This window comes from Bradyrhizobium sp. WSM1743, from assembly GCF_000473065.1.
In the GTDB taxonomy this organism is placed as follows: domain Bacteria; phylum Pseudomonadota; class Alphaproteobacteria; order Rhizobiales; family Xanthobacteraceae; genus Bradyrhizobium.
Genome location: NZ_AXAZ01000003.1, coordinates 36873 through 55086, shown reverse-complemented (window position 1 = coordinate 55086; position 18214 = coordinate 36873). Strand labels below are relative to the sequence as shown.

General features: G+C 65.3%; 14 protein-coding genes. 12 read left to right on the top strand and 2 right to left on the bottom strand.

The genetic code is table 11. From position 1 onward, the window contains the following. Window positions 1-70: 70 nt before the first annotated feature. The gene (locus tag YU9_RS0104045) at window positions 71-1429 is read right to left on the bottom strand and encodes an ABC transporter substrate-binding protein (RefSeq protein WP_027571609.1); all 1359 of its coding nucleotides are present in this window, start codon (window positions 1427-1429) and stop codon (window positions 71-73) included. Between the two features lie 1544 nt (window positions 1430-2973). After that, a complete protein-coding gene (locus YU9_RS0104040; protein ID WP_027571608.1) occupies window positions 2974-4098 on the bottom strand; it encodes a mandelate racemase/muconate lactonizing enzyme family protein in 1125 nt (374 codons plus the stop codon). Between the two features lie 415 nt (window positions 4099-4513). Here YU9_RS0104040 and YU9_RS0104035 point away from each other — a divergent pair, with 415 nt between their 5' ends. The 12 genes from YU9_RS0104035 to YU9_RS0103980 all read left to right on the top strand — a co-directional run bounded on the left by YU9_RS0104035 (window position 4514) and on the right by YU9_RS0103980 (window position 18206). Then, entirely contained in the window at window positions 4514-5764 is a 1251-nt protein-coding gene (locus YU9_RS0104035; RefSeq protein WP_027571607.1) for an ABC transporter substrate-binding protein, read from the top strand. A gap of 123 nt (window positions 5765-5887) precedes the next feature. Beyond that, window positions 5888-6715: an AraC family transcriptional regulator gene (locus tag YU9_RS0104030; protein WP_027571606.1), complete on the top strand. Its 828-nt coding sequence runs from the start codon at window positions 5888-5890 to the stop codon at window positions 6713-6715. A 450-nt stretch (window positions 6716-7165) separates the two neighbouring features. Further along, the gene (locus YU9_RS0104025; RefSeq protein WP_027571605.1) at window positions 7166-8176 is read left to right on the top strand and encodes a branched-chain amino acid ABC transporter permease; all 1011 of its coding nucleotides are present in this window, start codon (window positions 7166-7168) and stop codon (window positions 8174-8176) included. A gap of 1 nt (window position 8177) precedes the next feature. Beyond that, window positions 8178-9260 (top strand): branched-chain amino acid ABC transporter permease, encoded by a 1083-nt coding sequence (locus YU9_RS0104020; RefSeq protein WP_027571604.1) that lies wholly within the window; start codon window positions 8178-8180, stop codon window positions 9258-9260. After that, window positions 9253-10035: an ABC transporter ATP-binding protein gene (locus YU9_RS0104015; protein WP_027571603.1), complete on the top strand. Its 783-nt coding sequence runs from the start codon at window positions 9253-9255 to the stop codon at window positions 10033-10035. Before YU9_RS0104020 ends, YU9_RS0104015 begins: the two co-directional genes overlap by 8 nt. Continuing rightward, the gene (locus YU9_RS0104010) at window positions 10028-12238 is read left to right on the top strand and encodes an ABC transporter permease (protein ID WP_027571602.1); all 2211 of its coding nucleotides are present in this window, start codon (window positions 10028-10030) and stop codon (window positions 12236-12238) included. The genes YU9_RS0104015 and YU9_RS0104010 overlap by 8 nt, the downstream gene beginning before the upstream one ends. A 3-nt stretch (window positions 12239-12241) precedes the next feature. Then, a complete protein-coding gene (locus YU9_RS0104005) occupies window positions 12242-13075 on the top strand; it encodes a phosphoenolpyruvate hydrolase family protein (RefSeq protein WP_027571601.1) in 834 nt (277 codons plus the stop codon). A gap of 27 nt (window positions 13076-13102) precedes the next feature. Continuing rightward, a complete protein-coding gene (locus tag YU9_RS0104000) occupies window positions 13103-16009 on the top strand; it encodes a flotillin family protein (RefSeq protein ID WP_027571600.1) in 2907 nt (968 codons plus the stop codon). Between the two features lie 9 nt (window positions 16010-16018). Further along, window positions 16019-16456 (top strand): SRPBCC family protein, encoded by a 438-nt coding sequence (locus YU9_RS0103995; protein WP_027571599.1) that lies wholly within the window; start codon window positions 16019-16021, stop codon window positions 16454-16456. 2 nt (window positions 16457-16458) lie between these two features. Then, window positions 16459-16902, top strand: coding sequence for an SRPBCC family protein (locus YU9_RS0103990; protein WP_027571598.1), 444 nt, complete (start codon window positions 16459-16461; stop codon window positions 16900-16902). A gap of 2 nt (window positions 16903-16904) precedes the next feature. Next, window positions 16905-17723 carry a xanthine dehydrogenase family protein subunit M gene (locus tag YU9_RS0103985; RefSeq protein ID WP_027571597.1) on the top strand — a complete coding sequence of 273 codons (819 nt, stop codon included), beginning with the start codon at window positions 16905-16907 and terminating at the stop codon, window positions 17721-17723. 6 nt (window positions 17724-17729) lie between these two features. Beyond that, complete coding sequence (locus YU9_RS0103980; RefSeq protein WP_027571596.1) at window positions 17730-18206, top strand: (2Fe-2S)-binding protein; 477 nt, start codon at window positions 17730-17732, stop codon at window positions 18204-18206. The last annotated feature ends 8 nt before the right edge of the window (window positions 18207-18214 follow it).

Sequence of the window (18214 nt, the reverse complement as noted above, 5' to 3'; positions counted from 1 at the left end):
GTCCATCGGCTGGCTGGGCGGCTTCCCCGGGACGCACCCAGGGGAAGCCTGTTCGGTTGACACGAGCGGGTTACTGCGAGGCGACCTGCTTGCCCTGCTCCTTGAAGACCTTGGTCCAGTCCTTGACCAGGAGATCGAGCGCCTGCTGCGCCGTGCCCTTGTCGGCGACGACGTAGTCGTGCACGCGCTTCTGCATGTCGAGCAGCAGTTGCGCGTAAGATGGCTCGGCCCAGAAGTCCTTGACGATGCCCATCGACTCCAGGAATTGCGGAGCGAATGCCGCGCTCTTCGGGAAGTCGGGCGCGTCGACCACCGCCTTCAGGGCCGAGTAGCCGCCGAGCTGCCACCATTTCTGCTGCACGGTGGGCTGCGCAAACCACTTGATGTAGGCGAGCGCGTCGTCCTTGCGGTCGGAGGTCGCGACCACCGAGATCCCCTGCCCGCCAAGCTGGGTGAAGCGTCCGTTCGGACCGGCCGGGTTGACGAAGAAGCCGATCTTGTCGCCACCGACATTGGGATCCTTGTACAGGCCGGGGAAGAAGGCGAACCAGTTCATCTGCATCGCCACCTGGCCTGACTTGAAGGCATCCAGACCTTCCTGCATGTAGGCGTTGGTCATGCCTGGAGCCGTGCAGCACTTGTAGAGCTCCTTGTAGTACTCCAGCCCCTTGGCCGCGTCGGATGAATTGACGATGCCCTGCATCTGGTACGGCTTCTTCGGGTTGTCGTAGCTGAAGCCGTAATTGTAGAGCACGTTGGTCACGCCCATGGTGATGCCTTCCGAGCCGCGCTCGGTGAAGATGTAGGCACCATAGACCTTCTTGCCGTCGATCTCGCGGCCCTGGAAGAACGCCGCGATCTGCTTCAACTCATCATACGTCTTCGGCGGCGCCAGGTCGCGGCCGAACTTGGCCTTGAACGCCGATTGAATATCAGGCCTCGAGAACCAGTCCTTGCGATAGGTCCAGCCCACCGCGTCCGCCATGGCCGGCAACGCCCAATAGTTCGGCGAGTTCTTCGGCCACTGCGAATAGCCCACGACCGTCGCCGGGACGAAGTCATCCATCGATATCTTCTCCTTGTCGAAGAAATCGTTGAGCTTGACGTACCACTTGTTCTCGGCGGCCCCGCCGATCCACTGGCTGTCGCCGATGATCAGGTCGCAGAGCTTGCCATGGGAGTTGAGCTCGTTGAGGAAGCGATCGGCATAGCTCGTCCATGGGACGAACTCGTACTTCATCTCGATGCCGGATTGCTTGGTGAAGTCCTTGCCGAGCTCGACCAGCGCGTTGGCCGGATCCCATGCCGCCCAGCACAGCGTGAGCTGCTTGCCCTGAGCTGCGGCTTCGCCTCCGCCAAATATCCCCAGCAGCGCCGTCCCGAGGACCGTGGTTGCCGCCGAGCTTCTCAGCCAATTGAATGTCCGCATATCCGTTTCCTCTCTCGTTGGAGCATCTAACCCGCTCGGCGCTTCCTGCCGGAACGACGCCAAGACCCTGAAACCGAGTTTGAGGAGCGATGAGTGAAGGACGAGACGGACCGCATCCGGAGACGGCTCCGGAATGGCTTGGGCTCCTCCCACACATCGGCCCGATGCGTGATGTTTAGTTTTTTGTAGAACTAAACCTATTACTAAATTTTTGAGCTCGTCAAGCCCCGTTTGTCGCGAGCTTGGCGAAAGACTTATGGCGTTCGCGCGCAAGCGGGATGTTCGCAGTTGCAGCGAAAATGTCGGAAAATCTTGTCGAATGCGACCGCCGATGTCCCCCGACATGAGCAATCCAGCCCATCCGAACAACAGGGGAGCCGGAAGGTCGGCCATAGCCGCGTGTTTAGCAAACTACTTTACTGAATTTTCAATGAAGGAGTTCGGAGGCGCGAGCAGCCCCCTCGTCGTCCGAAATCTGACGATGGCCGCTTCCGTTCGGATTCGTCGCGTCTGTGCGGTCAGTGCCGCCACTCGCTCGCTACCTACTTCGAAGACATTTCACCGGCGGCAGGCTGCGAGCATGTAGCGTATCGCAGAAAACTTCTGCAAGGCGGGCCGCTAGCTCTGTCCGGGCTTGGGCGATGTCGGATGCTTCCGCCTTCGCCAAGGCTTCCGTGGACAAGTCGCTGTGCTCGCAATGACGGAATGTGTGGCAGAGAAATCGCCCTCCAAGTATCACTGTCATTCCCCGCCTCGTGCGCAATCGCACTGGGGCGGGGAATCCAGTACGCCGCCGCCTCTCGATTGAGTCACTGCCATCACGGAGTACTGGATCGCCCGGTCAAGCCGGGCGATGACCGCGCGTGTGTGGTGGCAGACGTGCATATTCATTCTCGCGGCGCATTTCGCCCGAGCTTTGCCTGATCGCTTCACCCTCTGAAAGCCAAGAGGGCGCAGGGAAGGCCGGGCGCTGACCTCGCACCCGCGGTCCGCTGCGCGAGAGCACACGCAGGAAGAACCGCACAGCAGCATACAGGTGGTGCCAATCACTCGGCCTTCCCTGCGCGATGGTCGGACGGCTTATGCCGTGCTCTCCCGGGAGCCGAGTTCCTTCTGGCCTCCCTCGCGCTTGCGAAAGTCACCGGCACCCGCGCCGGTTGACGCGACTGCCGCCTCCGCAAGAGCTTGACCGTAGCAACGACGGCCAGGACCACACGGTTTTGCCGTACGCACGGCCCGCCATTTCGCCGCAGTTTTCCCAGCCCTGTCGACGGAGCTGCGAAACTTACAGGCGAGACGAACCTGACAGCGCCGCTCGTCCGCACGAAGCCTTAGGGCTCACGGAGAGCAATCCGCCCTGCCCTTGACATCTCGTACACGACGCTGCTGCGTCCACCGCAAGCCCGGCTCGCGACAATGACGACCTCATGATCGCCCCTCGAGACTGAGCCGGGATCGGCGCTACATACGCCATTTCCGAATTTCGGTAAAGCGAAATATTTTTATGCGATGGGATTGACAGGCGGCGACACAGGCCCTGTCGCTCAGATGCTGCGATAGCGCTCGATAGAGGGAAGATCGGGCACTATTCCGAGCCCGGGCTCTTCGCCCAGTATAACGGTCCCCTCCCTCACGTTGATGATCGAGCCGCAAAGCAGATCGCGCAGCGGGTTGTCGTTGGCATCGACTTCCAGCCAGCCATCACCTCCGACACCGGCGAGAAGATGCGCGGACGCAAGCAAGCCGAGCCCCCCGCCGAGATAGTGCGGGCAAAACGTCTTGCCCGCCCCCAGGATATCACGAGCCAGCCCAGCACAGAGGCTGAGGCCGCCCCATTTCGCAACATCAGGCTGAACCACGCCAAGCACACCTTCGGACAGAACGTCCTTGAAGGCTTCGACGCTCGAAATGTTTTCGCCGGCGGCAATCGGCATCTGCGCTGCGGCCTGCAGGCTGCGCCATTCCTCGCGCGGGCGATCGGCGCGGATCGGCTCCTCCAACCAGCGCAAATCGAATTCGGCAAGCCGCGGCAGCATCTGAAGCGCCTGCGCCATTGACCAGCCCTGATTGGCATCGGCGGCGAGCATGCGGGCGCCGACAAGGCCGCGCAGCGCGGCCAAATTGGCAAGGTCGCTCTCAGTGCCGAAGCCGACCTTCAGCTTCAGCGCACGGTGACCGCGTGCGAGCGCGGCCTCCGCTGCCTGTGCCGCACCCCCGGGATTGATGCCGCTGGCATAGACCTTGATCGTGTCGGACTGCCCGCCCAGAAGCCGCCAAAGCGGCAAATGCTGGCGGCGTGCGGAGAGGTCCCACAGCGCGAGATCGATGCCCGCGATCGCCTGCGCAAAGGGTCCCGGTTCGCCGCATTGAAGCGCCAGCACCTCGGTGCCCTTGGTCAGGGTCTCGAAAGCCTGAGCAGGACTGCCAAATTTGCGACCGACAAGGCCGGGCGCAAGCACCTCGTTGACGAGCCGGGCGCGATGCTCAGCGCCGGGCGCTGGAAAATTGGACCAGGCTTCACCCCACCCCTCGACGCCGTCTTCGTCGACAGCACGAACGAAGACGGCGGGACGGTTGAGCATCTTGCCGAACGAGGTCACCACCGGCGTCGCCAGCGGATAGCGATGGCAAAACGCCTCAATCGAGCGGATGGTGAAGCCGTCAGTCATGTTGCGAATCCTGCGATCGGGATGGACCGCGCAGAGCCACTATCTCAGTAGGCGCGCGAAGTCACCACGTGCCTTCCACGGCCCGGCCTTAGCCGCACCGACCACGCCGAGTGCTGGGGACAGCCCGAGAACATCGCCGGGGCAGTCGCCTTCCTGTGCCGGCTTCGCAACATGCGACCGGCAACCTGGTGGCGGTGGACGGAGGATTCCTCGCGGGATGAACCCGCACCTGTTGCACCGCGAAACCATTTGCGCCGCAACATCCAAAATGAGACTGCCCGTCAAGCCGAACGAGGCGCCCACGCGTGCACCGCATGCAACTTCGGCTAGCTTTCCCGTCAAATCCGCGAGCCTTTGAGAGCCGCGGGCGTCGCGCCGGTTGGCGACAAAATCGACGACAAAGGGGAGGAGCACAATGTCGAAATGCTGTGTGGGACTGCTCGCGCTGAGCAGCCTATTTCTTTCAGGCGCTGCCATAGCTCAGGAAAAGATCAAGGTCGGTGTGACCGCAACGCTCGAAGGCACCTACACGGTGCTCGGCGAGGACGGCATGCGCGGCCACCAGACCGCGCTCAACGTGCTGGGCAAGAAAGTCGGCGACAAGGAGCTCGAGTTCATCGTGGCCTCGACCGACGCAACGCCGGACTCCGCCGTGCGCGCGGTGCGCAAGCTGATCGAACAGGACAAGGTGCAGATCCTGCTGTCGCCACTTTCCGGCGACGAGGGCATTGCGGTCAAGAACTTCGCGAAAACCCACCCAGAGCTGACCTTCATCAACGCGGCCTCGGGTGCGCAGGAAACCACCTATGTCGATCCGGCCCCGAACTTCTTCCGCTACAACATGGACGGCGCGCAGTGGCAGGTCGGCCTCGGCAAATACGCCTATGAGGAAAAGAAGTATCGCAAGATCGCAACCGTCGGCGAGGATTATTCCTTCATCTACACCCAGGTGTTCGGGCTGGTGCTCGAATTCTGCGGAATGGGCGGACAGGTCACCAATCGGCAATGGGTGCCGCTGGGAACGAAGGACTTCGCCTCCGTGATCGCCGCCCTGCCCGACGACGTCGATGCCATCTATCTCGGGCTCGGCGGCGCGGACGCCGTCAACTTCCTCAACCAGTATCAGCAGGCCGGCGGCAAGGCACATCTGATGGGCGGTTCCATCATGATCGACCAGACCATCCTGTCGTCGAAGGGCAACGCCAAGAACGCGCTGATCGGAACCATTGCGGCGAGCGGCCAGGCCGACACCTGGGAAGATCCCGGCTGGCAGAAGTTCGTGAAGGCCTATCAGGACGCCTTCCCGCCCAACAAGCGCTTCCCCAGCCCGTCGCTGCTGGCCACCAACTACTATGATTCAACCATGGCGCTGATCCTCGCGCTGCGCCAGGTCAATGGCGACCTCTCCAACAACCAGGCGAAGTTCAAGGAAGCGCTGGCGAAGATCGAGCTCGACGCGCCGAACGGCAAAATCAAGCTCGACTCCAACCGCCAGGCGATCGGCACCAACTTCGTCACCGAAGTCGTCGATGACGGAAAGGGCGCACTGTTCAGCAAGGTCGTGAAGGTGATCCCGAACGTGAACCAGACACTCGGCTATGATCCGGCCGTGTTCGCGAAGATCGGGTTGCCGGGCCGCACCGTCCCGGAATGTAAGAAGTACTGACGCATCATACTTGCCGGCGCAGGCGGAGAGCGACTTGCTGACGCGGTCGCTCTCCGCTCTTGCAATCTCGGCGGCGTTGTTGAACGCTGGCCGAAAAGACAAGAACTTTCGGGAGGGGAAGGCATGAGCCGTGCGCTCGCCGTCTTCCACGGCCGCTTCGGCCGGGCGACGGTTTATCAATTGAACCGCCCTTTCAATATCCACGCCCACCGTGAAGGTCATCTGATCTTCCATGTCGGCGGCATGCCGGCATGCATCGATGTCTCCAACGGGCATTATGATCTCACCGAATCCTCCGTCGTCGCCGTCAATCCATGGGAGCCGCACAACTTCCTGCCGGCCGATCTCGACGGCGGCGCGATCTTCTTCGTGCTCTACGTCAATGCCGAATGGTTTGCGCCCGATGCCCCCGGCTCCGACCGATTGCGCTTCGGCCGCACCCAGTTCAGGCGCACGCCTGCACTCGACAAGCACATCAGGCGGACCGCCGCGCTCGTGTGCGGCGCACCATCGCTCTCCAGCCTCGATTCCGAGCTGAGGCGGCTGATCGACATCTGTTACGACGAGAGCTGGCAGCAGGCCGAGATCGCGCGCGATCCGCGCGCAAGCGGCTCCGTCACCGATTTTCGCGTGCGCAAATGCATCAAGATGATGTCGGAAAGCCCCGGCGCCGAGATCGAGCTCGACACCATCGCGCGCGAATCCGGCCTGTCTCGGCCGCATTTCTACCGGCTGTTCCGCGTGCAGACCGGCCTCACGCCGAACCTCTATCTCAATACGCTGATCATGGAACAGGCGCTCGAAGCGCTGGTGGCCAGCGAAACGCCGATCGCCGACATCGGCTTCGATCTCGGCTTCTCCTCGCAAAGCGGTTTCACCCGCTTCTTCGCCGCCAATGTCGGGATGGCCCCGACCGATTATCGTCGCGCAGCCAAGGTTTTGCGGGCCTGACCGCGGGCCACGAAAAGATACTCACGATCAAACGTCGCCCTCGCCGCCTGGCTAGGATGCGGGCAACGCGATCCCGAGATGATCGCGAGTCCAGGGAGGACGTTGGTCCATGGCAGGGCTCGCAGCCGGCAACGGCTTGCATGCCCCCTCGCTCCGTTTGCGGGCAGAGGGTTGGAGTGCATCCGCGCCTTCCGTGCGACCTCTTCCCGCATGCGGGAGAGCAATCGCAGATCTCTTGGAACGGCCTGAGCAAGCGCCTCGTCCTTCGAGACGACCGCTCCGCGGTCTCCTCAGGATGAGGCTAATCGGCATCGGCCTCGCTGAAACTGCTGCCGCACACTCTGCCCTCATCCTGAGGAGCCCGCCAAAGCGGGCGTCTCGAAGGATGGGCCGCGGTGACTCCGCTTCCGATATGCGATTGCCGCGCCGCAAGCGAGACGAGGCGAGAGCATGAGCCGCTTCGTCGAACGTCATCCGGCCTGGGCGCTGATCGCGATTATTGCCATTGCGATGGTGCTCTGGCTGATCTTCGCGGTCTGGCCGCCGGGGCTCGAAGAGGCGATCGGCCGCAAGCGGATCTTCCTCAACGCGCTCTTCAACGGCATCACGCTCGGAGGCCTCTACTTCCTTGTCGCCAGCGGCTTCACGCTGATCTTCGGCCTGATGCGTAACGTCAACCTCGCCCACGGCTCGCTCTATCTGTTCGGCGGCTACGTCGGCTACGCCATCAGCGCCTCGACCGGCTCCTGGATCCTGAGCTTCATCGTCGCCTTCATCCTGACCGCCCTGGTCGGCGTCCTGCTGCAGGTCATCGTGTTCCGCCGGATGGAGGGACAGGATCTCAGACAGACCATGGTGACGATCGGGCTCTCGATCGTGTTTGCCGATCTGATGCTGTGGGCCTGCGGAGGTGACTTCTATCAAATCCAGACCCCGAACTGGCTGATCGGCCCGGTGGAGTTGCCGCTGGTCACCGCGATCAAGTCCTCGGGCGAGCCGGTCTACCTGAGATATCCGCTGGTGCGGCTCGTAATCTTCATCTCTTCGGTGATCATCGGTGTGGCGATGTGGCTCGCGCTCAACCGCACCCGGATCGGCATGATCATTCGCGCCGGCGTCGACGATCGCGATATCCTCGCTGCGACCGGCGTGCGCATCCAGCTCGTCTTCGTCCTGGTGTTCGCGTTCGGCGCAGGGCTTGCGGGCATCGCCGGCGTCGTCGGCGGCACCTTCCAGTCATTGTCGCCCGGCGAGGACATTCGCTTCCTGTTGGCTTCCCTCGTCGTCGTGATCGTAGGCGGCATGGGCTCCATCCCCGGCGCTGCGCTCGGCGCGCTGATCATCGGCCTCGCCGAGCAGCTCGGCTCGGTCTACATCCCGACCTACGCCATCGTCGTGACTTTCCTGATCATGGTGCTGGTGCTGGCGATCCGGCCGCAAGGCCTGTTGGCGAGGCGCTGAGATGTCACTCGCCCACGATGCTCGCGTCGCCGTACGCCCCGCCACGATGGCGCAGCGCGCGGCCCGGACGTGGCCGGAGGTCAACAATCCCGCGGCGTGGATCGTCGCGGTCATTCTCCTGATCATGCCGCTGATCGCGAGCGGCTTCTTTCTGATCGAGATCTTTGCGACGACGCTGATCCTCGGCACCATGGCGCTGAGCCTGATGTTCCTCGCCGGCTATGGCGGCATGGTCAGCCTGATGCAGCTTACCATTGCGGGCTTCTCGGCCTACATGGTCGCCGTGTTCGGTGTCAGCGGCAATGCCAATATCAGCCTGGGCTGGCCGTGGTGGCTTGCAGTGCCAATGGCGCTGGCGCTGGCGATCGCGTTTGGCACGCTCGGCGGCGCGCTCGCTGTGCGCACCGAAGGCATCTACACCATCATGATCACGCTCGCGATCGGCGCTGCCTTCTACTATTTCACCAACCAGAACTGGGCGATCTTCAACGGCCATACCGGCATCAACACCGTGGCGACGCCGCACTTCTGGGGCGTCAACTGGCGCGCAGACATCCCCTTCTACTATCTCGTGCTCGCGGTCGCCGCGCTCTGCTATTTTGCGGTCGAATATCTCTCGCGCGCGCCCTTCGGCCTTGCGCTTCAGGGCGTACGCGACAACCCCCGGCGCATGGCGGCGCTCGGCTTCAACGTCAATGCGCACCGCATCGCCGCCTATGCTTTCGCGTCCTTCGTGGCCGCGCTCGCCGGCGTCCTCCAGGTCTGGAACTACCGCCAGATCTCGCCGGGCTCGGTCAGTGTCGGCGCTTGCATCGATGTGCTGATCATCGCCGTCGTCGGCGGTATCACGCGCCCGATCGGTCCCTTCATCGGCGCGCTGATCTTCGTGCTGCTGCGCACGTTTGCGCTCGACTTCCTGGTCCGGCTCGGGCTCGACGGCAACCGCTTCCGCTTGCTGATCGGGCTCGGCTTCCTCGCCATCGTGTTCTGGTCGTCGGACGGCGTCATTGGCCTGTGGCAGCGTTGGCGTCAGAGCCAGCGGTCGAACGCGCCATCTTCAAGTGGGGGGCGCCATCATGGATAGCGTCGCTCATCGCCTCTCTGCAGTCGGCGCCGCCGCAGCGCTGGAGCTGCGCGGAGTGACACGGCTGTTCGGCGCGCTGGCGGCGCTGACCGACGTCACCATCACGGTGCGTCCGGGCGAACGGCGCGCCGTGCTCGGCTCGAACGGCGCCGGCAAGACCACGCTGTTCAACTGCATCACCGGCGACTTCCCGCCCTCCTCCGGCACCATCCGCTTCTTCGGCGAGGACGTCACACACTTCCCGCCCTATGAGCGCATCCGGCGCGGGCTGCGCCGCACCTACCAGATCTCGGCCCTGTTCCCGGGCCTCACCGTGCAGGACAACGTCTATCTCGCCTGCCGCGGCGTCTCGCGCGGACGCTTCTCGTTCCTGCGCCCGGGACAGAACGATGCCTTGATGCACGCGGCCGACAATCTCGTCCAGGCCGTGCATCTGTCCGCCGTGAAGGACCAGCGCGTGGCCGAGCTTGCGCATGGCCAGCAGCGGCAGCTCGAGATCGCGCTCGCGCTCGCCGGCGCCCCGCGCTTCGTGCTGTTCGACGAACCGGCCGCGGGTCTGTCGCCGACCGAGCGGGCCGAGCTGATCGAGATCCTGACCTCCCTGCCGGCGCATATCGGCTACATCATCATCGAGCACGACATGGACGTGGCGCTGCGCGTCGTCGAGAGCGTCACGATGATGCACAACGGCCGCATCTTCAAGGAGGGCCTGCCGCAGGAGATCCAGTCCGATCCGGAGGTGCAGGAGCTCTATCTCGGAGGCGGCCATGAATGAGACCCGCCGCTCCTCCGTTGCGCTCGAGGTCCGCGGCCTCGACGTCTACTACGGCCACTCCCACGCCCTGCAAGGCGTCGATCTCACGCTGGAGAGCGGCGTGTTCTCCGTCGTCGGCCGCAACGGCATGGGCAAGACCACGTTGTGCAAGGCGATCATGGGTCTGGTGGCCGTGAGCGGCGGATCGATCCGCGTCCGCGGCGAGGATGTCACACGGCGACCGCCGGCCCAGATCGCCCGGCTTGGCGTCGGGTACGTGCCACAGGGACGCCGCCTCTGGCGCTCGCTCAGCGTCGACGAGCATTTGCGGCTCGCTGGCGGCCTGCGGCCCGGTGCCTGGACCGTCGAGCGCATCTACGACACTTTCCCGCGCCTCGCCGAACGCAGGGATCACGGCGGCGGTCAGCTCTCCGGCGGCGAACAGCAGATGCTGGCGATCTCGCGCGCGCTGCTCACCAATCCGCACCTGCTCATCATGGACGAACCGACCGAAGGCCTCGCGCCCGTCATCGTCGCGCAGGTCGAGGAGATGCTGCTGCAGCTCGGCGACGACGGCGACATGTCCGTGCTCGTGATCGAGCAGAACATCGGCGTCGCCACCGCAATCTCGCGCAACGTCGCGATCATGGTCAACGGCCGCATCAACCGCATCATCGACTCCGCGCGCCTTGCCGCGGACCGCGAGCTCCAGCAGCGCCTGCTCGGCGTCGGACTTCACGCCGAGCTCGAGCCGGAGATCGACATCGCCGCATCGGGCGTCGAGCCCAGACCGGCGCCGGCGCCACGCCGCGACGGGCCGGTTCGCATCTACATCTCCAACCCGACGCTGCCGACCCGGTGGTCGCAGCCGGTGCCGATCGCCCGCATCGAGGCCGCGGCGCGCACGCTCTCGACGCAAGTCGCGCGGCTCGACGAGACGGCGCGGCGCAAGCGCGAGCCGGTGGCGGCGCAGGCCTCGGGCCCCCCTGTCGTGCTGGTCGTCGGCACGCTCGACACCAAGGGCGCCGAGCTGCGCTACATCCGCGACATCATCGCGGAAAGCGGCCTGCGCACCCGGCTGGTCGACGTCTCGACCGGCGGCAAGCATTCGTCGTGCGACGTCTCCGCGCAGGAGATCGCGCTGAATCACGGCCGCGGCGGATCCGCCGTGTTCGGCACCGACCGCGGCGCGGCCGTGACCGCTATGGCGGATGCCTTCGCCAACTGGCTGCGGCGCCAGGGCAATGTCGCCGGCGTGATCTCGGCCGGCGGTTCCGGCGCGGCGTCGCTGGTCGCCCCGGGCATGCGGGCGCTACCCGTCGGCGTGCCCAAGCTGATCATCTCCTCGATCGCCTCCGGCGACGTCGGGCCCTATGTCGGCCCCGCCGACATCACGATGATGTACTCGGTCACCGACGTGCAGGGGCTGAACTCGATCTCGCGCGCCGTGCTGGCCAACGGGGCCAATGCGCTCGCCGGCATGGTCAAGGCGCGGCTCGATGCGCGTGCCGCGACGGAGCGCGCGGCCAGCGGGCTGCCTGCGGTCGGCATCACCATGTTCGGCGTCACCACGCCGGCGGTGCAGAAGATCGCCGCCGAGCTGCGCGACGATTTCGAATGCCTGGTCTTCCACGCGACCGGCGTCGGCGGCCGATCGATGGAAAAGCTTGTCGAGTCCGGCCAGCTCGCCGGCGTGATCGACCTCACCACGACCGAGATCTGCGACCTCTTGATGGGCGGCGTGTTTCCGGCGACCGAGGATCGCCTTGGCGCGATCATCCGCAGCCGCCTGCCCTATGTCGGCTCGGTCGGCGCGCTCGACATGGTCAATTTCGGTGCGCCCGACACCATTCCGGAGCGCTACCGCGGCCGCAAATTCCACGTCCACAATCCTCAGGTGACGTTGATGCGGACGACAGCCGAAGAGAACGAGCGCATGGGCCGCTGGATCGGCGAGCGGCTCAACCAGATGGATGGCCCGGTGCGCTTCTTCCTGCCCGAGGGCGGCGTTTCCGCGCTCGATGCGCGGGGCCAACCATTCTGGGATGCGGACGCCGATGCTGCGCTGTTCCGCACCCTGGAGCGCACGGTGCGACAGACCGGCAATCGCCAGCTCATTCGCATCCCCAAGAACATCAACGATCCCGACTTCGCCGCCGCCATCGTCAGCGCGTTCCGAACCCTGTTCGGGCGCACCGGCGCGCGGCGGAGACTAGCGAGGTGACCGATGGCGACGTTTGAACGCGCAGCGCTGCTGAAGAGGTTTCGCGACATGGCAAGACGCGGCGAGCCGATCGTCGGCGGCGGCGCCGGCACCGGCCTCTCCGCCAAATGCGAGGAAGCCGGCGGCGTCGACCTCATCGTCATCTACAATTCCGGCCGCTATCGCATGGCCGGCCGCGGCTCGCTTGCGGGGCTGATGGCTTACGGCGACGCCAACGCGATTGTGGTCGAGATGGCGAACGAGGTGCTGCCCGTGGTCACCAGGACGCCGGTGCTAGCCGGCGTCAACGGCACCGATCCGTTCCGCGACATCGACGTGTTCCTCGACCAGCTGAAGGCGCTCGGATTTGCCGGCGTCCAGAACTTTCCGACCGTGGGGCTGATCGACGGCACCTTCCGCGCCAATCTCGAAGAGACCGGCATGTCCTACGCGCTCGAGATCGACATGATCGCCAAGGCGCACGACAAGGACATGCTGACGACGCCCTACGTGTTCAGCGAGAAGGAGGCCGCCGCGATGGCGATCGCAGGCGCCGACATCATCGTCTGCCACATGGGTCTGACGACCGGCGGCACGATCGGCGCGCAGACCGCACTGAAGCTGAAGGACTGTCCCGCGCAGATCGACACCTGGGCGACCGCCGCGCTCAGCGTCAATCCGGACATCCTGGTGCTCGCGCATGGCGGGCCGATCGCCGATCCCGCGGATGCCGATTTCATCATGAAGAACACCCGCCATTGCCACGGCTTCTACGGGGCGTCCTCGATGGAGCGGCTGCCCGTGGAGCGGGCGCTGACGGAGCAGGTACGTCAATTCAAGGCGATCGGCGCGCGCTAACGCCTGAAGGGTTCGAGGGAGGGAAAGATGTCAGGGATGTTGGTCGGTGAATTGATCCTCTGGCTGATCGTCGCGATCATCGTGATCGTGGTTGGCGTCTATATCGTGAACTGGCTCTATCATCGCTCCTCCAAGGAGACCTCGTTCGTCCGGACCGGCTTCCTCGGCGAACGCGTGGTGATCAATGGCGGCGCTTTCGTGCTGCCGTTCATCCACGATTACACACCGGTCAACATGAACGTGCTGCCGATGGGCATCGTGCGTTCGAAGCAGGATGCGGTGATCACCCGTGACCGCATGCGCGTCGACATCGAGGCCGACTTCTACGTCCGGGTGCAGCCGACCCGGGAGGCCGTCTCGATCGCCGCAGCCACGCTCGGCCGTCGCACCATGGAGCCAGAGCAGCTGCATGCCCTGCTCGCCGGCAAGTTCATCTCCGCGATCCGCTCGGTCGCCTCCGAAATGACCATGGAGGAGATGCACGAGCGGCGCGGCGACTATGTCGCGCGGGTCAAGACCAATGCGGCCGAAGCGCTGGCGCAGAATGGCCTCGAGCTGGAATCGGTCGCGATCACCGATCTCGACCAGACCGATCTGGAATTCTTCAACCCGTCGAACCGGTTCGACGCCGAAGGCCTGACCCGCCTGATGGAGGACATCGAGGCCAAGCGCAAGCTGCGCAACGACATCGAGCAGGACTCGATGATCAAGATCCGCTCCCGCAACCTCGAGGCCGAACGTCAGGCGCTGGAAATCGAGCGCGAGAGCGAGACCGCGCGCCTCGAGCAGGAACGCGACATCGAGATGCGCCGCGCGCTTCAGCGCACCGAAGTCGCCCGCGAGCGGGCATTGCGCGAGACGGAGGCCGAACAGGCGCAGATTTCCGCCCGCGAAGCCATCGAGCGCGCCCGCATCGCCAATGAGCAGGCCATCGCCGAGGCCCGCATCGCCTCGGAGCGCGAGACCCGCCAGAAGGAGATCGAGCGGACCCGCACCATCGAGGAGAAGGAGCTGCTGGCGCGTGAGGAGATCGAGAAGACAAGGATTGCCAACCAGCGCTCGATCGACACCACCCGTATCGCTTCGGAACGCGAAGTGCGTCAGCGCGAGATCGAGCGGATGCGTACGGTCGAGGAGGCCGAGATCGCGGCGCGCGAGGCCATCGAAAAGGCCCGCATCCAGCAGGACCGCGTCGTGACCGACGCCCGCATTGCCAACGAGGAAGAGACGCGCCGCCGCGAGATCGAGCGCACGCGCGCGGTCGACGAGGCGGAGATTGCCGCACGCGAGGCCACCGAAAAGGCCCGCATCGCCCAGACCATGACCGTCAATGTCGAGCGCATCTCCTCGGACGAGCGCACCCGCGCGCTGGAGATCCAGCAGGTGCGGACCATCCAGGAGGCCGAGATCGAGGCCCAGCGCGCGGTCGAGGCCGCCCGCATCGCCCGGGAGCGGACGCTCGCCGCCGAGCGCATCGCCGCCGAGCAGAACACGCGGCAGCTGGAGATCGAGCGCAACCAGGCACTCGACGTCGCCGGCATCGCCGCGCGCGAGACCACGGAGGCCACCCGTATCGCGCAGGAAGAGCGCGTGCGCTCGCTCGAGATCGCGCGCAACCGCGCCGTCGAGGAGGCCGATATCGCCTCGCGCGAGGCGATCGAGGCGGCCCGCATCGCCCAGGAGAAGGCGGTTGCAGCCGAGCGGATCCAGGCCGAACGCGAAACCCGCGCGCTGGAGATCGAGCGCACCGGCATCCTGGAGGCGGCCGAGCTGAAACGGCGCGACGCCATCGAGCGGCAGCGCATCACGGTCGACCTGGCGATCGAGGCCGAGCGCATCAATTCCTCCAAGAAGCGCGAGGTGCTCAACATCGAGCAGAAGAAGGCGATCGAGATCGCGGACGAGGACCGTGTCATCGCGCTGTCGACCAAGAAGTCCGAGCGGATCGACGCAGACCGCCAGGTCCGGCAGGCCGAGATCGTCGCGCGCAAGGAAGTCGAGACCACTGACGTCTCGCGTGAGCAGGCCCTGGAAGCCGCCCGCATCGAGCGGCGCCGCGCCATCGAGCAGCTCGAGGTCGCTCGTGTGCAGTCGCTGCAGGAGGCCGAAATCGCCGCGCGCGAGGAGGTCGAGCGCGCCCGCATCGCCTCCGACCGCGGCCTCGACGAGGCCCGCATCGGCCGCGAGCGCGAGCTGCGCAAGCTCGAGGTCAACCGCGAGAAGGACGTCGAGACGGTGCTGATGGAGAAGGCGATCGCGATCCATCAGAAGTCGCTGGAAGAGTCGGCCGCGCGCGCCGCCGCCGAGGAGGCGCGGATGCGGGCAACCGAAGCCGCCGAGCGCGTCGTCACCGCACGCGAGAGCGAGATCGCCAAGCGGCGCAAGACCGTCGAGGTGCTGCTGGCGGAGAAACAGGCCGAGGAGACCCGCATCGCGGCCGAGGCCGAGCGCGTACGCGCGGCCGTGGAGGCTGAGGCGCAGCGCATGCTGAACGAGGCCGAGAACGTACTGACCGATCAGGCCCGCTACTCGCTGTTCCGCAGAAAGCTGCTCGATCGCATCGAGGGCATCGTGCGCGAGAGCGTCAAGCCGATGGAGAAGATCGAGGGTATCCGCATCCTCCAGGTCGACGGCCTCAACGGCAACGGCCACGGGAATGGCAATGGCGGTCGCAGCGCCACCGACGAGGTGATCGATTCAGCGCTCCGCTACCGCGTCCAGGCGCCGCTGATCGACTCCATCCTGTCCGACATCGGCGTCGAGGGCGGCAGTCTCGCCAGGATGCCGGGCCTGATCCGCGAGGCCCGCGACATGCAGGGCATCAAGGATGCCGCGCGCAAGAGCGGCGGTGGCGGCGACAAGCCCGCGGTCTCCCCGCCTGCGGCGGAGGGCGGCGAGCCGCCGGCCGAGCGCGGTCCGAAGAAGAAAGGCTGAGTTCGAGCCATGGCCCGCGTCTACGTCTCCACCGTCGTCAACGCCCGCAACGACCGCGTCTGGGCACGGGTGCGCGATTTCAATGGCCTGCCGAACTGGCATCCTGCTATCGCCGAAAGCCGGATCGAAGGCGGCGAGCCCTCCGACAAGATCGGGTGTGTGCGAGATTTTCGCCTGCGCAATGGCGATCGCATCCGCGAGAAGCTGCTCGGCCTCTCCGACTACGACATGTTCTGCACCTACTCGATCCTGGAATCGCCGATGGGTGTCGAGAACTACGTCGCGACCCTGCGGCTGACGCCCGTCACCGACGGCGACCAGACTTTCTTGGAATGGACCGCAGAATTTGATTGCGCGCCGGAGCGGGAGACCGAGCTCGTCAACAATATCGGCGGCGGCGTGTTCCAGGGCGGCTTCGACGCGCTGAAGCGCGTGTTTGGAGGCTAGCCGTGCCGCATATCGTCAAGAGCACGATCCTGGACGCGCCGACCGACGCGGTGTGGGACGTGCTGCGCGATTTCAACGGCCACGATCGGTGGCATCCGGCGGTTGCGACCTCATCGATCGAACGTGCGCAATCCTCCGACAAGATCGGCTGTGTCAGGCGCTTCAAGCTCAAGGACGGCTCCGAGCTGCGCGAGCAATTGCTTGCGCTGTCCGACCTCGAACAGACCTTCAGCTATTGCCTGCTCGATACCCCGATCCCGATGTTCAACTACGTCGCCCATGTGCGGCTGCTGCCGGTGACCGATGGCGACCGCACCTTCTGGCATTGGGAGTCGCGCTTCACCACGAAGCCGGAGGACAAGGACCGCATTACCCACATGGTCGCCGAAGACATCTATCAGGCCGGATTCGAGGCAATCCGCCGCCATCTGAGGGAGGCCGCATAGCCATGGCCGTGACAGTGAAGACCTTTGCCAGTGTCGGCGAAGCGGCCGGGGCATTATCCTCGGATCGCAGCGCACGCTATCTCGGCGGCGGCACGCTGGTGATGCGGGCGCTGAACGAAGGCGATGTCTCGATTTCGACGATCGTTCGCGCGCAGGACCAGGCGCTGACCCGGATCGATGCGTCCGGCCCGCGCATCACGCTAGGCGCCGGTGTCACCTTTGCGCGCGTCCTCGCAGAGCGGGACCTCGCCTTCCTGCATACCCCTGCCCAGTCGATCGGCGGTCCCGCCGTGCGCAACATGGGCACGGTCGGCGGCAATCTCTTCGCGCCGAACCCTTACGGCGATTTCACCGTGGCGCTGCTGGCGCTCGATGCCACCGTTGCGGTGCAAGGCGGCTTCGGCACGCGCGATATCGCTCTCGAAGAGTTCCTGCAATCGCGCGAGCGGCAGTCCGGCGCGCTGGTGCTTTCGGTCTCCTGCACCCGGCCAGCGAGTGCGGAGGCCTTTCGCTATCGCAAGATCGCCCGCATCAAGCCGAAGGGCGGCTCGGTGATCACGCTGGCCGCGCATCTGCCGATCAGCGGTGGACGGATCGCCGGCGCGCGGATCGCGCTGGGCTCGATGGCCCCGACACAGATCCGCGCCCGCGCCGCCGAACGCGCGCTGGAGGGACGCTCGCTGGATACCGCCACCATCGCGGCCGCGGCTTCCGCGGCAGTCGAGGGGACATCACCATCCGACAACGCGCTCGGCAGCGCCTGGTATCGCCGCGAGATCGTCGGCGTGCATCTGCGCCGTCTGCTGTCGGGACAGGAATAGATCGCCATGTCCAAAATACCCCTGCAATTTCGTCACAACGGCCGCGACGTCGCCATCTTCGTCGATGGCGGCACCAACCTGCTGGTCGCCCTGCGCGAGCTGATCGGCGATCTGACGCCGAAATTTGGCTGCGGCCAGGGCGGCTGCGGCACCTGCAGCGTGCTGATCGACGGAGAGCTTCACCTCTCCTGCCTGACGCTCGCCGAGACGGTCGCGGGCCGCTCGGTCGAGACGCTCGACGGCATGAAGCAGGGCCCGAACCTGCATCCGCTCCAGCGTGCGTTCGCCGATCATTTTGCCGCCCAGTGCGGCTATTGTACGCCGGGCATGCTGATGGCCGCAAAGGCCCTGCTCGATCGCAATCCCGCCCCGAGCCGGGCCGACGTGGTCGAGGCGATCTCCGGCAACATCTGCCGCTGCACCGGCTACGAGCCGATCATCAATGCCATCCTCGCCGCCGCGGGCGGTCGGGCCAGCGCCTGAGGTCAGAC